The organism is Nitratireductor luteus, from assembly GCF_026162365.1.
In the GTDB taxonomy this organism is placed as follows: Bacteria; Pseudomonadota; Alphaproteobacteria; order Rhizobiales; family Rhizobiaceae; genus Chelativorans; species Chelativorans luteus.
In genome coordinates, this window is record NZ_JAOANW010000018.1 from 79,599 (window position 1) to 95,519 (window position 15,921).

The 15,921-nt window shown below is 60.2% G+C and carries 15 protein-coding genes; 3 read left to right on the forward strand and 12 right to left on the reverse strand.

The genetic code is table 11. The features are described from left to right. Positions 1-65 precede the first annotated feature (65 nt). The 10 genes from N1058_RS21515 to N1058_RS21560 form a co-directional block, all read right to left on the reverse strand. Positions 66-962, reverse strand: coding sequence for a UTP--glucose-1-phosphate uridylyltransferase (locus N1058_RS21515; RefSeq protein WP_265519654.1), 897 nt, complete (start codon positions 960-962; stop codon positions 66-68). 57 nt (positions 963-1,019) lie between these two features. Continuing rightward, positions 1,020-1,946: a glycosyltransferase family 2 protein gene (locus N1058_RS21520; protein WP_265519655.1), complete on the reverse strand. Its 927-nt coding sequence runs from the start codon at positions 1,944-1,946 to the stop codon at positions 1,020-1,022. Beyond that, positions 1,936-2,898: a glycosyltransferase family 2 protein gene (locus tag N1058_RS21525; protein ID WP_265519656.1), complete on the reverse strand. Its 963-nt coding sequence runs from the start codon at positions 2,896-2,898 to the stop codon at positions 1,936-1,938. The genes N1058_RS21520 and N1058_RS21525 overlap by 11 nt, the downstream gene beginning before the upstream one ends. Next, a complete protein-coding gene (locus N1058_RS21530; RefSeq protein WP_265519657.1) occupies positions 2,895-3,923 on the reverse strand; it encodes a glycosyltransferase family 2 protein in 1,029 nt (342 codons plus the stop codon). Before N1058_RS21530 ends, N1058_RS21525 begins: the two co-directional genes overlap by 4 nt. Next, positions 3,920-5,092, reverse strand: coding sequence for a glycosyltransferase family protein (locus N1058_RS21535; RefSeq protein ID WP_265519658.1), 1,173 nt, complete (start codon positions 5,090-5,092; stop codon positions 3,920-3,922). Before N1058_RS21535 ends, N1058_RS21530 begins: the two co-directional genes overlap by 4 nt. A gap of 115 nt (positions 5,093-5,207) precedes the next feature. After that, positions 5,208-5,999, reverse strand: coding sequence for an endo-1,3-1,4-beta-glycanase ExoK (gene exoK, locus N1058_RS21540; RefSeq protein WP_265519659.1), 792 nt, complete (start codon positions 5,997-5,999; stop codon positions 5,208-5,210). 122 nt (positions 6,000-6,121) lie between these two features. After that, positions 6,122-6,532: a hypothetical protein gene (locus tag N1058_RS21545; RefSeq protein ID WP_265519660.1), complete on the reverse strand. Its 411-nt coding sequence runs from the start codon at positions 6,530-6,532 to the stop codon at positions 6,122-6,124. A 41-nt stretch (positions 6,533-6,573) separates the two neighbouring features. Beyond that, entirely contained in the window at positions 6,574-7,404 is an 831-nt protein-coding gene (locus N1058_RS21550) for a sulfotransferase family protein (RefSeq protein WP_265519661.1), read from the reverse strand. Between the two features lie 49 nt (positions 7,405-7,453). Beyond that, positions 7,454-8,446, reverse strand: a complete 993-nt coding sequence (locus N1058_RS21555) for a glycosyltransferase family 2 protein (protein ID WP_274709376.1) — start codon at positions 8,444-8,446, stop codon at positions 7,454-7,456. Positions 8,447-8,660: 214 nt separating this feature from the next. Next, positions 8,661-8,957, reverse strand: coding sequence for an exopolysaccharide production repressor protein (locus N1058_RS21560; RefSeq protein WP_265519663.1), 297 nt, complete (start codon positions 8,955-8,957; stop codon positions 8,661-8,663). A 587-nt stretch (positions 8,958-9,544) separates the two neighbouring features. Between N1058_RS21560 and N1058_RS21565 the strand changes: the two genes are divergently transcribed. From N1058_RS21565 to N1058_RS21575, 3 genes are all read left to right on the forward strand, one after another. Beyond that, positions 9,545-10,225 (forward strand): sugar transferase, encoded by a 681-nt coding sequence (locus tag N1058_RS21565; protein WP_265519664.1) that lies wholly within the window; start codon positions 9,545-9,547, stop codon positions 10,223-10,225. Positions 10,226-10,310: 85 nt separating this feature from the next. Then, complete coding sequence (locus N1058_RS21570; RefSeq protein WP_265519665.1) at positions 10,311-11,522, forward strand: polysaccharide biosynthesis/export family protein; 1,212 nt, start codon at positions 10,311-10,313, stop codon at positions 11,520-11,522. Positions 11,523-11,546: 24 nt separating this feature from the next. Continuing rightward, complete coding sequence (locus tag N1058_RS21575) at positions 11,547-12,794, forward strand: O-antigen ligase family protein (protein ID WP_265519666.1); 1,248 nt, start codon at positions 11,547-11,549, stop codon at positions 12,792-12,794. A gap of 226 nt (positions 12,795-13,020) precedes the next feature. On the opposite strand, the gene N1058_RS21580 is transcribed toward N1058_RS21575, so the two are convergent. Both N1058_RS21580 and N1058_RS21585 read right to left on the reverse strand, forming a co-directional pair. Next, positions 13,021-13,830 carry an EAL domain-containing protein gene (locus N1058_RS21580; RefSeq protein ID WP_265519667.1) on the reverse strand — a complete coding sequence of 270 codons (810 nt, stop codon included), beginning with the start codon at positions 13,828-13,830 and terminating at the stop codon, positions 13,021-13,023. A 495-nt stretch (positions 13,831-14,325) separates the two neighbouring features. Continuing rightward, entirely contained in the window at positions 14,326-15,510 is a 1,185-nt protein-coding gene (locus tag N1058_RS21585) for an MHYT domain-containing protein (RefSeq protein ID WP_265519673.1), read from the reverse strand. Between the last annotated feature and the right edge of the window lie 411 nt (positions 15,511-15,921).

Sequence of the window (15,921 nt, forward strand, 5' to 3'; positions counted from 1 at the left end):
GTCTTCTCTGATCCATCAAGCACCCGCTTTGCGCTGCTCAGCGGCTCGCCACCGAGATGCGGTGTTCAAGCCGCGTTGCTGCGGATTTCCTTTGCCATCACCATTTCGGTGATCGGTTCGAGCACGAGATCGCGAATGTCCGCGCGGGCCAGTGCGAAAGCCACGTTTGCCTGGATGAAACCATCCTTCGAACCGCAATCGAACATCCGGCCGTCGAAAGGCGCGGCGTAGAACTTCTGCACCTCCATCAGGCGGTGCATCGCGTCGGTGAGCTGGATTTCGTTGCCTGCGCCCCGCTGCTGGTTGCCCAGGAGCGCGAAGATTTCCGGCTGAAGGATGTAGCGGCCGTTGATGTAGCTGTTGGATGGTGCGACTGCCGGCTCCGGCTTCTCCACCATTTCGGTGACCTCGAACCCGGTCCCGACGGCCCTTCCTTTGCCGACGATGCCATATTTATGAGTCTGGGCAGGATCGCATTCCTCGACCGAAATCACATTGCCTCCGGTCTCTGCGTAGAGATCCATCGCGCCGGCGAGGCATCCTCGTCGCCCGTGGGAAACCATGTCGGGCAGCAGGACGGCGAACGGCTCGTGGCCCACCAGATCGCGCGCGCACCAGACTGCGTGCCCCAGCCCGTCGGGCGATTGCTGTCGCGTAAGGCTCACGGCGCCTGGAGGCAGCTGCAGCTTATCGAGCTCGGCAAGCTGTTTCGATTTGCCGGCCCTCCTCAGCGTATCGTTGAGTTCGGGCTGGATATCGAAATAGTCCTCGATGGCCTCCTTGTTGCGTCCGGTGACAAAGATGATGTGATCGATGCCAGCTTCCAGCGCTTCGTCGACTGCATACTGGATGACCGGACGGTCGACGATTGTGAGCATCTCCTTCGGCATGGATTTAGTCGCCGGCAGGAACCGCGTGCCCAATCCCGCCACAGGGATCACCGCTTTTCTTACTTTCCGCATTGGGTCTTCTCTCCGTTGACGTTGGAATTCCCCGTGCCCATGGATGTTGCCCCCGGTTCAGTGCGCCATCATCCGGCGCAGCCTTGCGCTGATTGGCATGCGCAGGTGACGTAGCGCCGCGGGATCGCGAACGGCGGCCCGTGCCGCTTTCAAAAGTGCCTTTTCCTTCAAGTGCTGAACGACCGAGAGGAAGGATTGGGCCTGCCGAAGGCTGCGGCGGCGCGCCCACAGTGCCTGACGTGCCGCCGGATCGAGGTCATGCTCCCGTTCGAAGCCGGCATCGGCGGCGAGCATGGCCGCTACATGCCGCGCGTCGAGAACGCGGGAAATGGAACCGTTCCGAACGTTGTAGAGATAGCCCGGCTGCGGCTCGACCGTACAGAGCGCACCCTTGGCGAGTGCCGCCGCCAGGAACAGAAAGTCCTCACCGATGCGCAGATCCTCGTCGTAACGAAGGGCATGCGCCTCCACGAAGGCGCGTTCGAAGAGCGGTTTCATATAGCCGAAATTGTATTTCGTTTCGAAGATCCGGTTTGAGCGGATGAAGCCGGCGAGCGTGAGGTGTCCGAGTTTCTCCAGGTGTCGCACGGAAAACATTGTTTTGCGGCACTCTTCCGGCCCTGCCACGAAAAGATTGTCGACCACGATCTGAGCGCTTTCGCGCTTCGCCCGATCAACCAGGCGGGCAAGCCTGTCGGGCTGCATCGCATCATCGGAATCCAGGACGGCGATCCAGCGCCCCCGTGCCTGCTCGAAACCGGCATTGCGCGCACCGCCAGGGCCTCGATTCTGGGCAAGCTCGACGAGCCTGACCGTCTGCTTGGAAAACGCACGTGCGATTGCGGCCGTGCTGTCGCGGGACGCGTCATCCACGACGATCACTTCGACGGCGATGCTCCGCTGATCGAGCGCACTGCGGATCGCCTCGGCAAGCGTTGCTTCGGCATTGAATGCGGCTATGACGACGCTCACCTCAGGCTGCATTGCGTTGCTCCGCTGCTGCCGGAACGCTGCCATACTGGCTAATCTCCCGGAGCCCGAACAGGCCGGCTATGACGCCGACATGCATGATGCCGCGCAGGATCGATGGGTTCCGCCGAGCCGGAAACGGACAAAGGACGGCGGCGGCGGCAAAGCTATACCCGGCCTTCAGGCCTGCCAGACCTGCACGGGAGGCCAACTTTCGTCCCGACGATCTCTCGGCCAGAAGCCGCCCATGGGTCTGACCCATGCGAAAGCGGCGTTTGGCCAGCCAGGACAACCGTGCGCGGGCCTGCGGCACGATCTCCTCGACCCAGGCTTCGGGCGCATAGGCGATCAAGCCGCCGGCCTCGTGCAGCCGCGTGAAGAAATCCGTGTCCTCGCCGCCAGAGCGCCCCAGTGACAGGTCGAAGCGCCGGCCCTCCACGATCGGCGAAGAAGACTTCAAAAGGACATTGCACGTATAGCCCGTGGGGATTTCGCCGTTCACCCAGACGGGAAATGTCGAATGGCTGTCCGCCCGCGGCATCCAGCCCGGCGCGCCGGGATGGTAGATGGCTCTGACCGGGCCGAGCACCGCATCCGCGCCCGTTGCCAGCGCCGTTTCCAGAAGATGCCTCAGCCATGAGCGCGTGACGGTCTCGTCGTCATCGACAAAGGCCAGGAAGTCTCCCCTGCCCGCATCGAGACAGGCATTGCGGGCGATGGAAATATTTCGCGCCGGCGCATGGAGATAGGTCAGCTCATGCTGGAAATTGCCCGCTACCATGTCGACGATGCTGCGCGCGCTCGGCTCCACATCATTATCCGCCACGATCACCCGCAACCGCGCGCCGGGCGGCACTTCGAGCGCCGCAATGGTCGCCAGCGCGTCCGCTAGCGCAGGCCGGCGAAACGTGCAGACGCAGATGTCGATGAGCCGCGACGAAGGCGGCGTGGCGGATGCGGTACTCATGGCGACCGCTTCCCTCGCCTGCGGGGATTAAGCATCTGCAGCCAGAAACCGACGGACCAAGCGAAATGCATGACCATGATAGCAATGCTGGCAAGAAACGCCCGCGGATCGCGATGCCCGATGCCGAGCACCACGCCGTAGCCGAGGCAGATCACGACCCACAGAGAAAACGGTACGGCCGCCCACCAGCGGAACAGGGCAAGCAATGCGCCGGCGGCGAGGGGCAGGATCATGGCCGGCAGGGTCTGCCGCAGCTTCGGCATGGCGCGGTGCTTGAGGATGTTGCGGGCGCGTCCCTGCCCGTAGTTCAGATATTGGCGGAAAAGGCCGGTAACCGTATCGCGCGGGTAGTAGATCATCCGGGTCTTGCCGGTCAGCCAGATACGGTAGCCGGCCGTGCGCAGGCGGTGATCCAGTTCGGCATCTTCATTGTGGCCGAAGGTCTCGTCATAGCCGCCGACGGCGCGGAAGGGCTCGATGCGCATAAGCGCGTGATGGCCGTGGTCGACCCACTGTCCTTTCGCTCCTTCGCGGTGCTTCGACCCGCCATTCCCGAGCTTGGAGTTCTGCGCCATCGCTGCTGCCCGCTGGAACAGGCTGCGGCCCTCGGTGATCATCGAGACGACGACCGAATCGGCCCCCGTCGCTGCGGCCTCCTCGATCAGACGATCGCAAAAATCGTCCGGATAGTCGGCATGGGCATCGACGCGGATCACGCAGTCGACAGCATCACCAAGTTCCCGAACGGCAAGGTTGATGGCTGCGCCCTGGAGCTTTCGCCGGTTGCGGAGAATGACGACACGCGGATTTTCCCTGGCGATGCGGGCGAGGATGTCGAGCGTGCCGTCGGTGCTGCCGCCATCGGCGACGATAATCCTCATATCCTGCCGGATCGCCGCGCCGTCCAATCTCTCGATGAGGCGCCCGATATGTGCTGCTTCGTTCAAGCAAGGGATGACCACCATGGCGCGAAGCCGCGTGGCAGGCTCGGCTTTGCTTACTATTATCGGTGCTTCACAATTCATGCTGCAGCCTCCAACAATGCATCTGCGGCCTTCGCTCGCTTTAGGCCCGCAAGCCTCGTTACCAAAGCGCGGCACCCTTCAAGGCCGCAGACCCAGGTGTCGTCGGGTTTTGCCGCAACGCGAGCGTGATGTTGCGCGAAGGCTGCCGCGTCCAGGGTGTCAAGCAACGCGGCGAGCGCCTCGGCGGAAGGCTCCGAAAGCGACAGACCAATGCCGTGTCCGTCGAGAAACCGGCCGGTTTCCGTGCCTGCCATGGCGATCGGCACCACGCCATGACGGCATCCCTCATAAAGCCGGTTCGGCAACAGCCATTTGGAGTTCAGCCCTTCCTCAAAGAAATCGATGGCCCAGGCAAAGTGCACGGCGCCATAGATCGCGGCGAGATCGTCCGGATTGCGATACGGTCCTTCGAACCGCATATGCGGCTCGGCAGCGACGGTCGCCTCGAAATCCTCGAATTCCGAATAGGCGGGCCGGCCGCGCAGGACAATTTCGAACCGGCCCTGCATGCGCCGCGTGAAGGCCGACAAAAGTGCAAGCGAGCGTCGGCACCGCAGTGCACCGAACCAGCCGATCTTCCAGGTCTCGCCATGTTGTGGCGCATTTGGTGCCGGTGCAGCCGGTACCGGGGTGAGTTCCAGAACCTTGTTTTCAAGCAGGAGAACCGGAGCGTCCACCTGCCCGCGCGGCCCGAAATACTCGCGCAGAAAGGCCGGCGAACTCGTGATCAAGAGTGCTGCGGCATGACCGAGCCTCCGCTCGGCCATGCGCATGGCAGCGCCGATCCCGTCCTGCCTGAGCAGAAGCCGGTGGATGTCAAGACATTCGTAGACGATCGGAATGTCGCCTCCGAATTGCGCGTACAGACGTCTGGCGAAAACCAGCATCTCCAGATTGCGCGCGATGATCACGTCGGGCTTGCGGATGTCCTTGAACTTTGCGCCGAGCGCCAGATTTGCACGGGCAATCGCCGCCAGCCTCTGGGCAAACCTGCCGTCACGCGTGATGCCAAGGTCGATTGGGGTACGGCCCGCGATCTCGGCTGTGGGCTCGTGGCTGCGACGGAATCCCGCGAGGGTCACCTCGGCACCGCCGGCCTGCAGCATGGCCGTACGCCGCCGGGTCGCAGGGTCCGATAGGTCGTGCACAAGATACAGCGCGTGCAGCATGGACGATATCACCGCAATGCGCCCCCGCCGGGAAAGCTATCCGAGATGATATTGCAGCGCAACATCATATGCCGCACCGCAGCAACAAAGGTGCGCGCCGCGACCGTCTGCAGCCTTAATCCAGCGTGCATGCGACCGACTCCGGAAACTGGCAGGCATCACCCAACGCCGTGAAGGCCACGCGTTCCACTTGCGCCGAAAGAGTGCCTTCCGCCTGTTCAAAGGGGCCCAGCCAGGATTCCATGTTGTCGCTCGCCCACAGGCTCAGATAGATTTTGGACGCTTGGCTTGGAACGAGGTCAGGATCGTTCACCTCATGCACCAGCTCACCATTGATGAACCAGCGGATGCGGTCCTTCTCCCAGACGAAGGCGTAGTCGTTGAAGCTTTCGTGCGCACCGCCTGGCACGGGCACGAGCTTCTCGTTGCCGCCTTTGCCCGAAACATACTGATTGAGCTGCACTTTTGAGGGATCCTTGCCCAGGAATTCGAAGTCGATCTCATCCCAGGGCTGCCCGTGTGCGGGCCCAATATAGGTGAAGAAGCCGGTATTCATGCCGGAGCCAGCCACCGCCTGGATGCGGGCTTCGTAGGTGCCGTAGCTGAAACGCGTATTGGTCTGTATCTCGCCGCACGCATAGTCGCGGTCCCCGGTGCTGCGTTCGGTAAAGCCAAGCCGCAGGATGCCGTCGGAAGCCGTCACCTGATCTTTCGACCATGTGCAGTTCTGGTGCGCTCCATTCGCCCAGCCGTCCGATATGTACCAGCGGCTCCCATCGATGCGATCGAACTCCTCCACGAAAGAGGCGCCACCCTGCTGGGCATGCGATGCACCGACGGCCCCCACCACGCATAGAAGCGCGAGCGGCAGAAGAAGTTTACGATTAGCCGACTTCCGCAATGTCACGTACTCCCGTTCAACCGATTTCATATCTTTGGCAGAGGCTGTCACTGCTTCCGGTCGGGCCGAAGGTGGCTCATATTCCGCTCACAATGAGGCGAAGGCTCCACTGCCGGCTCAATTGGCAATCAATCATGTGCAGTCGGAGCAACATTATTTGAGATTGAATTGTCGTCTTTCCTCCCCTGTCTTGAACCGGGCTCCATAAGCGCGTCGTAGAAGGCTTTCGCTTCCGCCTCGGCGCGATCCACGAAAGCGATCTGCTCCTCGAGCGCGACAATGCGGATGTGATAGCGGCGCATCGACAGCGCCAGATCATCCGCTTTCGAGGAGAGGTCCTGGCTGCCTCCGTTCTCAAACGCTTCGAGCGCAAAGGCAGCGGAAAGTTGCGCCTTTTCGTAGCGCATCGCGAGACCGCTACGCTCGGTTTCCACTTCGGTCCTCAACTGGCGGAGCAGTTGGAGCAGTCTGTCGAGACGGCCGAGGTCCGTGTCGCGATCGCGCTGCGGATTGCGGGCGCGAAAATCAAACAGTGGCATGGAGGTTTCCTTCCGGGTGAGGCGCGCAGGGTCCTTGTCCATCAGCTTCTGTCGAAATCCTCTCCGACCACAGAGCGAATCTCTGCAATCTGCCGTTCAGAGAGATCTTTTCTCCAGCGGTTGAGGGAATCCGAGTTGACCTTCGGCTGCGGGATCGGCTCCTCCAGTTCCAGGAACTCCTGCAATCGCGAGAGCTCCCGCGTCGTATTGGTCTGGAGCTCGTGATAGCGCATGCGGATCATCCGATCGCCCAGCACGGTCTCCAACTCATCGAGCCGGCGGAGATGTGTGTGCCACCTGACGGCGCTGCGGCCGGCGAGCGACATCCGCGCGTAGGCGTCGCGGTTTTCCTCGTTGATGCCCAAAAAACGGTTGGGAACCGGATACGCGTTCCAGTTTTCCACCCAATAGCGGACGCCTTCGTGGCGCAGGCTGCTTGCCACCGTCCCGAATACGTCACGCAGCACGCCGATGAAGCGGGCCGCCGGGAAGGCTTCGGCAAGCTTTTCGGCAAGCCAGATATTGGGGTGGCTCTTGTCGAGAAGCCGCCTCGGCCGTGCGCTTGCCGCTTCGAGCCGGTAGCGCCGCAACAGATCAGGCAGAAGCCGCCCCTCCGCCGCCGGATCGATGGCCATCTCGGTGACCCACCTGAAGATCGGAGGCTTCTCGATGAGCGTATGTAGCGCCGCATGCGGTTCCAGGATCCAGGCGACCCAGTGGGTGCCCGATCTTCCCGTGCCCAGCACGAAGACAGGGTCAGGCTGGTAATGGGGATCGAGTGCGAGACGGGCCTGCTGGCCGGTCAGGCGGAGGAAGTCGGCAACCCGATGGGAGCGACCGCTGGAGATGTGTTGCGGCAACTGAATTGTCATGAAATGCACTCCGTTTCACATTGCCCCACCGCGCTGCGTATCGATCCGCTCAATCCGGCGCCGCCAAACGCGCCGGAAGCAGACAGCGCTGTACCTCGGGCGGCCCTAAAGCCGGCTGCGGGTTCTTGCGCCGGCGCAGAAATCCTTCAGCCTTATCGGCAAGAATGCCACCGGCAATGCTCGGGAGAGACATCGGACGCCTGCCGGCATCCAATACCGCGGCGTACAGCCCCGACGCCGCCTTGACGTCCAGAAATCGCCGCAGCTCGTAGCGCGCGCGAACGTGGTGAGCGTGGCGCCTAAAAAGCTCCCTTGCGCCCGGCGGCAGCGAGGGCGACCGAGCCAGCACTTCGCTGGCTTCCCAAAGGCGTTTCAGATCTTCCGTGCGGTGACGCCCGCTCAACGAGTCGGGCCGGACGACGGCGCCGTAGCCGCAGGTGCGGACGACCTTGTAGCGGGCGCCCTTTACGAGCGCGCGTGCATAGAAGTCATAGTCTTCGCCGAGCCGCAGCTGCTCGCTATAGCGCAGGCTGTGGCGTTCGAGGAACGCGCGACGCATCACCGGCTTCAGGAATCCGATCTCGCCACGGCGTATGCCGCGTCTGGCTATGTTGCCCTCGATGAAGGCGCGCAGATCGAGAAAATAGGGCTCCGGCGCAAAGCCCGGCACGTCGGGATCGCCGCCACTGGTATCTATGAACATGATGTTGTCGGCCACGAAATCCCAGTCGTCGCCGTCGAGCAGTGTTTCAAAGCGGCCCGCCAGGAAAAAATCGTCCGCATCGAGTATGGCGATCAGAGGTGCCGTGGAGTTGGCGATCGCATGATTGCGTGCAAAGGCAGGACCATGGTTTCGAGGAAGACGCAGGACATCCAACCGGCCGGTACCGTCGTCGGAACGACGCGCGACCATTGCAGTGTCGTCGCTCGACCCGTCGTCGACAACGACGACCTCGCTCACCTGCACCATGCGCAACGCAGAAGTGATGGCACGCGTAATCGTGCCGGAGGCATTCCTGGCGGCGATAATCACGCACACCATTTCCGGAGTCGATGATCCCACTTCAACCTCGTATCGACGAACGTTGACGGACGATGGCCGCGCCCATCAGGCGCGACACGACGTATTGATCGGCTCCTCCCAGAAAGTATGAGAAGGCTGCACTCAGAAGAGTTGGATTGCAAGGCGGCACAGATATGCCGCAGTGTCAGAATTGATCGGTGCAATACTGTTCAGGCAGGCCCCTTGGGGCGATCTACAGTTGCGAAGTTCGTCTCACGCCGGGGACCTCATCTGTGCCCCCGAGGGCTTTTCCATTCTCCATGGAAGCCTGCTTTTTCTCGCCTTCGGCCGGCTGGTCGTGGCCTTGTTCGCCTCGGCTGGGCCCCCAGATCATGACCAGAATGGTTGCAAAATAGCCGATCTGGATGATCACGGCGCAAGCCAGTGTCGAGATCAGCGTCAGCCACCAGGATTGCGTAACGATATATGTCGTGATTGCAAACACGGTGAGAGTGAGTAGCATGCCGCGCAGGAAAAGCGGGAAAGACATGGCTAGTCCTGTTTACGCCTGGCGCATTTGCCTGTCGGACAGATCATTTCGGCATCCTCCCCACAGTGCGCCCTACCTTCTTGCCGTCTCCGGCATTGCCGACAAATGACCAACCGTCAAAGCGGCGCAAATACAAGACGCCTTTGGCTTTATTATATAATGAGCCAAGGAGACCGAAGCAACACGCCGGACTCTTTCCTCGGCTCCTGCAGCCTGTTTCAGTCCCGTTGCGCGTCCTGCTGTACGAGCTGACGGAACAACAATACGACAGCGTGACCATATCGACTTGAGGCGAACATTTGTCAAAGCAACATCCTATTCATATCATATAACTATTATATAATATAGCAAATTTTTACACTGTACACTCTACCGTGGACTTCAGCAAGTTTTGTGCGTCACAAGTTTTACTTCTGCTAGACCCGACAATTCATACTTTGCAAAACGTGTATCACTTCGTCATATATTATGATGATAATCTGGCGCTCTCTTCAAATTTTCATCGTGTGTTTTGCTTAAACACAGGGTTATCGTGCTGCATTGCAGCATTTTGCCTCACACCGATTGCCATTGGCTGGGAGACGCACATGAAGCAAGTGACAAGATCGGTCGAACTGCCCGGTGGAATCCTTTACCATGCCCAAGGACAGCCTGCTCTCGGAGGCGTGTTCAAACGCGGTTTCGATATCGCCGCCGCCCTGGTGGCGATCCTCTTGCTAAGTCCACTGCTCATCATGCTGGCTCTGCTCATAAGACTCTCCGATGGCGGTTGCGTCTTTTACGCCCATCCGCGCATCGGACGACACGGCAGCACGTTCAAATGTATAAAATTTCGCACGATGGTCGAGAACGGCTCCACGGTGCTCGCTGCTCATCTGAGTCAGAATCCTGCGGCCCTGGCAGAATGGAATGCCACGCGAAAACTGCAACGTGATCCGCGTGTAACACGCGTGGGCATGGTGCTGCGCAAGCTGAGCCTGGACGAGCTTCCGCAGCTCTTCAATGTCTTGCGCGGCGAAATGAGCTTCGTTGGTCCCCGCCCGGTGGTCCACGAAGAACTGGATCTTTATGGTGCGGCGGTAATCTACTATCTACAGGCGCGCCCAGGTATAACGGGACTGTGGCAGATCAGCGGACGCAATGATGTCTCCTATGCAAGGCGCGTGGACTTCGACCGGTACTATGTCGAAAACTGGTCGTTCGTTTCCGACCTGCTGATCATCATCAAGACCCTGCCCGCAGTCATTTCCTCGCGCGGGAGCTATTGAAATCATGTCACCTCCTGCGAATTTCCGTGGAACAGGGAGCGCATCGAAGCACTCCGCCCTCTTCCTTCGATCTTGGTTTCTTTCAATGCTGGCCGTGGCCGTTGCGATGCTCCTGATCCCCGCGAACGCGGAAGCTGAAGACTATCTGCTCGGCCCGATGGACAAGGTACGCGTCAGAGTCGCGGAATGGCAGACGGCGGATGCGTCCGTTCGCGAATGGTCGTCAATCAGCGGCGACTACACCGTTGGTCCGTCGGGGTCCATATCGATGCCGTTCATCGGCGAACTTCCTTCAGCCGGCAAGACAACTGCCCAGATCGCAACCGCGATCGGCGACCAGTTACAGCAGACGCTCGGCTTGCTCAGCCGGCCCGATGCGTCGGTCGAGGTGGCCGAGTTCCGCCCTGTCTTCATTTCCGGCGATATCCAGACCCCCGGCAAATATCCCTACGACCCGGGGCTCACGGTGCTGAAGGCAATCAGTTTGGCAGGCGGTTTGCGGCGTGCGTCGAATGAGGGCTTGCGGGTTGAGCGGGACTACATCAATGCGCATGGCAATCACGAGGTTATGGCCGCGGAGCGCAACCGGCTTATTGCGCGCCGCGCCCGGCTTTTGGCCGAAGCGGAGGGCGATGCGGAGATCGATATTCCCGAAGAGCTCGCCGGAAGCGCCGACGGGAAGAGGTTGATCGCCAATGAAACGACTTACATGCAGACACGCAAGGAGCATCTGGAACGTGAACTTTCTGCGCTTGACGACCTGAAAAACCTGCTCGCCAGCGAAATCGAGTCCCTGGGCAAGAAGATCGCGACGCAGAACCGTCAGATTCAGCTCCTGAACAAGGAGCTCGAGGGCATCGGCGGCCTTTCCGAGCGTGGCCTTGTCGTCAACCAGCGTCTGCTCGGCCTTGAAGGCTCGATTGCAGAGCTGGAAGGCAAGGTTCTGGACATGGAAACCGCCGAACTGCGAGCCAGGCAGGACATCAACCGCGCGCAGCGCGATGCCGCGACGCTGCTCGACGACCGCAAGAGCGAGATCGCCCAGCAATTGCAAGAAACCGAAGCCCAGATCGAAGCGCTGAACCTGCAAATCGCAATGTACCGCGGCCTTATGGCCGAAGCGGCTTCTCTGGCTCCCGAAGTGGCCATACGCATGGACAAGACCGCTGCCGAGGTGAGCTACCTCATCGTTCGCACCGTCGGCGAGGAGACGCGGGAAATTGACGCCGACGAGAACACGGCGGTCCGTCCGGGTGATGTCGTCAAGGTGGACATCGTTCCGCCATCCGTTCAGTAGGTGCGGCTTGCCGCGCAACGGCGAATGAAGATCCCTGCCGACCTGTTTGTCAGCCCCGACCGGAACTTTCCGTACGGTTTCGTTGCCGTCGCCGTTTCATTTTTCGTTTTCGCGTACTCAACGCGCTTCGGCCAACTGCCGATTCTCATCTACTACGCTCTTTGGCTGCCTCTACTCCTCATCGATCCGCAGCGCTACCTCAGGGGGGGCATGCAGCTTTCCTGGATCGTCGCCTTCGGCGTCTTCGCGCTCCTTTCCACCCTTTGGTCGGCCGCCCCGGGAACGACGGCGCGAGCCGGTGTGCAGTACATCACCCATATCGCCTGCGCCCTTATTGCAGCCCGCAGTGTGAGCGCGCGCACCCTGACGCTCGGCGGATTGGCCGGCGTAGCGCTCGTCCTCGCCTATTCGCTTGCTGTCGGCGGCTACCACTATGATCCGATTGACGGCGCGTACAGCTTCGTCGGCGCCTTCTCCTCAAAGAACCAGCTCGGCTTCTTCGCCTCCCTCGGCATCTATCTGGCCTTCGCTGCCCTTGTTTTGCTGGGCGAGCGCGCGCTGAACGCGATCCTTGCGCTGCTCGTTGCCGCCTTGTCAGCCCACAGCCTGCTCGCCTCGCAATCGGCCACATCCATCATCACCGTCACGATTGCGTTTGCAGCCAGTGTTGCCATGCGGGCGCTGCAGCTGTTTGCGCCTGCACCGCGCAAGCTCCTGCTCACCGCCGGTGGCGTTCTTGCGCTGTTCGGCCTGCTTGCCGCTCTGCAGTACGGCATGTTCGACGCGGCTCTGGGCGCGTTCGGAAAGGATGCAACCTTGACCGGCCGTACTTATCTCTGGTCGGAAGGCATGGCCGCCGCGCGCGAAAACCTGGTGCTGGGAAGAGGCTATCAAGCTTATTGGGTGCACGGATTTGCTGAAGCTGAACGGCTCTGGGAAGAATTCTACATCACCTCGCGAACGGGCTTCCACTTTCACAACACCTATGTCGAGACGCTCGTCGAATTGGGAGCGGCGGGCCTCGCCCTGCTTCTCTTCCTTCTCTTGGGAGCGATCGCCGGACACACAATGACTTTGCTCAGCGGTCGACATGATCCCCGCGCGCAACTGATGTTCGGTCTCGGCGTGATGTTGCTTGTCCGCTCACTTGTGGAAGTGGACGTGATAACGCCGTATGTTGTCGGCTCCTTCCTGCTCTACTATGCAGCAGGTACGGCATTCGACCCTATCCGACACCCCGTGCATATCTCTGCAAGGCTTAAAGGGGAATGATCCTGCGAGGCGCCAGCTCATGCAAAAACGCCGGACCACGCACACGAGGCCGCAGGAAAAATCATTGATCAGGAACACGATCAGTTCGCGATGCCTCAAACATCCGGTCTGAACTAGGGCAGGCACAGCGTGTGTAGTAGGTGCCAAGTTCGCCAGGAGCGGACGTAGCCCCAGGTCGAACCGCAAGTATCAGAGCTCCATTATGAGAAATCGGACAATGGCGGCATTACTCCCTCGCTCCCGCGCGCCCGGGCGATCCGAACTTCTCGGGGGGATCCGTTTTGCGGATTGGCTGAAGGCAGGCGTCGAGAGATGACAGCCCCAAATGCGTGTTTGCTCCGGCCAATCTCGTGGCCTCCCATTGCTCGACCGTTTCGATACCCTCAACCACGACGACGGGGGCTGCAAGCGCCGGTCGGCCGATCAGAAGCGAGAGAGCATCCATATCAGCATGACAGCGGAACGGGCCGGGCGCAAACAACCCATCGATCTTGACGAAATCGGCCTTGATATCCCACAGGCGAAGAAGGGTAGCATACCCGCAGCCGTTGTCATCGATTGCGATTCGGCAACCAAAATCTCTTGCCTCGGAAAGTAAATCACCCGCCAGGGCGATATCGGGGAAGGGCACATTAGGTGCGATCTTGAGGACAAGACGCGGGGCCAATTGAGAACGAGCGGCAATCTGGTCGCGAATATGGGCCCAATTCGCGGGGTCGGACAAATTGTCGGGTGAGATGTTACATCCCAAAACTGCCAGGGAATCGGACTCAAGCTTATCCAGAACGAGCTTGAGCATATGCCGGTCGAGGACCGGAGCTTCTCCCAAGGCTTCCAGCGCGGGAACAAACGCGACGTCGGGATGCTCCGTGCCATCTTGCCCGGTCAGGCGAGGTAAGCACTCACCGTAAAGCAGCTGGCTCCGATCGCGGATGGCATGAATGCCCTGGATGGTAAAGCCAATGCGACCTTCCGCGATCGCTTCCTGAATAATCGTAACATGTCGTTCGTCAAGCAAATCGAGATGATCTAACACGTCTCCCTCCCAGCATCGACCATCGGCTGAGCTGCAGTCCCTTTGTATGCCTGCAACTCGCGCTGCGTGACCATGGCGCCGTTGACGACACATTGGATGCCGCAGCTAATGCCTTTCAGCTCTTGAACGCTGTGCGGGTCGATCCGATGTGCGGGCACGGCGAGCCCCACCTTCATCATGGGATCAGGCCGTGCCCGTTGTCGAGCGGTCGCACCCCTCGCCGAGATCGACGAGCAGCTTGAATGACTCGAGCAGGGCGTCGCCCAACGGTCAGTAAAAGGCCTTGGATCATGTCGCTCCCACAGCCCTCCCCCCAGAACCGGATCTTTGGCGACTCCGCGCCGCAGGAGATTGTGCGGCAGCAAGCTGTTCCTGCTTGCCAATGCTGGCAAGGCGACGACGGATCCCGCGGCACGAAGGAATGGATTTTGCACGAAATGCGGTCTGACTGCACGAACTACGTCAGCTGTCCTGACCCATGTGCCGAGAGTTGGATTAGACGCTGCGCCTGATAAGCCCCAGCCGAGCCCTGAGTTCGGCAATCCTGACGCGGCTGACTGGAACCAGATGCGGCACCTCGCCATCCAGTTCAACCACGGCACTATCGCCCTCCTTGCGGATCAGTGAGACATATCGGATGGACACGATATGGCTGCGGTGGACGCGCATGAACGTAGCGGGATCGAGATGCGCCTCAGCATGCGAGATCGCCCATGGACACATGCGTTCCCGACTACCATCGTGAATCAATGTATAATGGGAGTTAGCCCTGATGCTGCGGATTCGGCCGACCTCAACGAAATGGGTTCCATCGGCGCCCTCAACAGGCAACCGTGTCACGGGGGCCATACCCGTAGGCAAAGGTGTTTGTGCTCTGGCGGAACCGAAGCCGTTTCGGTCGGACCTCGACATCTGGGTCGTATCGAAGGCATCGGTATCGGTTTCATGGGCGGATGCCGACATCAAAGCGCGTGACTGTGGCTCGGGCACGAGGAACAGCAGGAAGCCGAAGATGATTATGAAACACAATAGCGATACGATCACGGCCAGCACCTCTGGCGAAGCAGCCAAGCCGTTCGCCGTGCGGAGGGGAGGCCCAGGCAGAAAGCGCATTTCGTACATGGCGGTATAGTGCATGCCGGAGACAGCGATACCGAAGGCGGCCGCACTAAGAGCCAGCCGCATGCCGTCATGGCGAGCCAGAAAGATGCGCAGACCGCCATAGGCGGTCCCTACAGCGATCACAGCGGCCGCCAGCATCATGGTGTGCTGATGCTCGAGATGAAAGGCGCCAGCAAGGCCATGGATGCCGACATAGTGCATCGATACGATGCCGAGGCCGAGCAGCAGCGCCGAAGCGACGATGCGCAAATTCGATGGCTCGTCGAGCGAGACGAAGAACAGCGACACACCCATAACCAGGGCGCAGATTAGAAAGGATATGATCGTCGGCAGGATAAGGTAGGTGGCGTCGAGCGGGATTGGTGCTGCCAACATGCCGACGAAATGCATAGTCCAGACGCCGACCGCAAGGAAGAATGCGGCTCCGGCAAGCAACAACCTGCGACCGGCACTGCCAGTGTCGCGCACGCGGGCCGCAAGACCGAACCCTGTATATCCCCCCAGTATCGCAATCACCACCGAGAGCGCGACGAGAAAGGGGTTGTGGCCTACAAACATTTTGCCGCCTGTCAGCGCGACTTCTTCTTTGCACGAGTTAAAGGTCAAGGACTCAATTTGCAATCCATTAACCAGGCAGCCTCGCGTTTCGGAAAGTTCGCGTATCGACTGCAAGGTCCATTTGACACTGGAGAGTCTGTCGACCGCAGCCGTAAAAACAGATAAGGAAACTGCTCGGGTGAGCGAAGCGAGCGTGGCGGATACCAAACCCATACTCTGGATGCTTCCGTTCTTTCAGCGCGGAAGCATAGAGATGAGTGCGAAACACGGTTACTGCAGCACAGGTCTCATCTCAGTATTTTCGCAGTGCGTAAATCGCGTTCTCTTTGGCTTGGGGCCGCTTTTCCGCACCTCAGAAGAAGTTGTTCTGTCCGTCAGCCTCAGTATAAGCGATAGATATATTCCACATTT

What these genes read in the sequence shown, in the direction of transcription:
- N1058_RS21515 (WP_265519654.1), bottom strand. Translation starts at nt 962, where the DNA reads ATGCGGAAAGTAAGAAAAGCGGTGATCCCTGTGGCGGGATTGGGCACG.
- N1058_RS21555 (WP_274709376.1), bottom strand. Translation starts at nt 8,446, where the DNA reads ATGGTGTGCGTGATTATCGCCGCCAGGAATGCCTCCGGCACGATTACG.
- N1058_RS21545 (WP_265519660.1), bottom strand. Translation starts at nt 6,532, where the DNA reads ATGCCACTGTTTGATTTTCGCGCCCGCAATCCGCAGCGCGATCGCGAC.
- N1058_RS21525 (WP_265519656.1), bottom strand. Translation starts at nt 2,898, where the DNA reads ATGAGTACCGCATCCGCCACGCCGCCTTCGTCGCGGCTCATCGACATC.
- N1058_RS21570 (WP_265519665.1), top strand. Translation starts at nt 10,311, where the DNA reads ATGCTGGCCGTGGCCGTTGCGATGCTCCTGATCCCCGCGAACGCGGAA.
- N1058_RS21520 (WP_265519655.1), bottom strand. Translation starts at nt 1,946, where the DNA reads ATGCAGCCTGAGGTGAGCGTCGTCATAGCCGCATTCAATGCCGAAGCA.
- N1058_RS21560 (WP_265519663.1), bottom strand. Translation starts at nt 8,957, where the DNA reads ATGTCTTTCCCGCTTTTCCTGCGCGGCATGCTACTCACTCTCACCGTG.
- N1058_RS21585 (WP_265519673.1), bottom strand. Translation starts at nt 15,510, where the DNA reads ATGTTTGTAGGCCACAACCCCTTTCTCGTCGCGCTCTCGGTGGTGATT.
- N1058_RS21530 (WP_265519657.1), bottom strand. Translation starts at nt 3,923, where the DNA reads ATGAATTGTGAAGCACCGATAATAGTAAGCAAAGCCGAGCCTGCCACG.
- N1058_RS21575 (WP_265519666.1), top strand. Translation starts at nt 11,547, where the DNA reads ATGAAGATCCCTGCCGACCTGTTTGTCAGCCCCGACCGGAACTTTCCG.
- N1058_RS21535 (WP_265519658.1), bottom strand. Translation starts at nt 5,092, where the DNA reads ATGCTGCACGCGCTGTATCTTGTGCACGACCTATCGGACCCTGCGACC.
- N1058_RS21550 (WP_265519661.1), bottom strand. Translation starts at nt 7,404, where the DNA reads ATGACAATTCAGTTGCCGCAACACATCTCCAGCGGTCGCTCCCATCGG.
- N1058_RS21565 (WP_265519664.1), top strand. Translation starts at nt 9,545, where the DNA reads ATGAAGCAAGTGACAAGATCGGTCGAACTGCCCGGTGGAATCCTTTAC.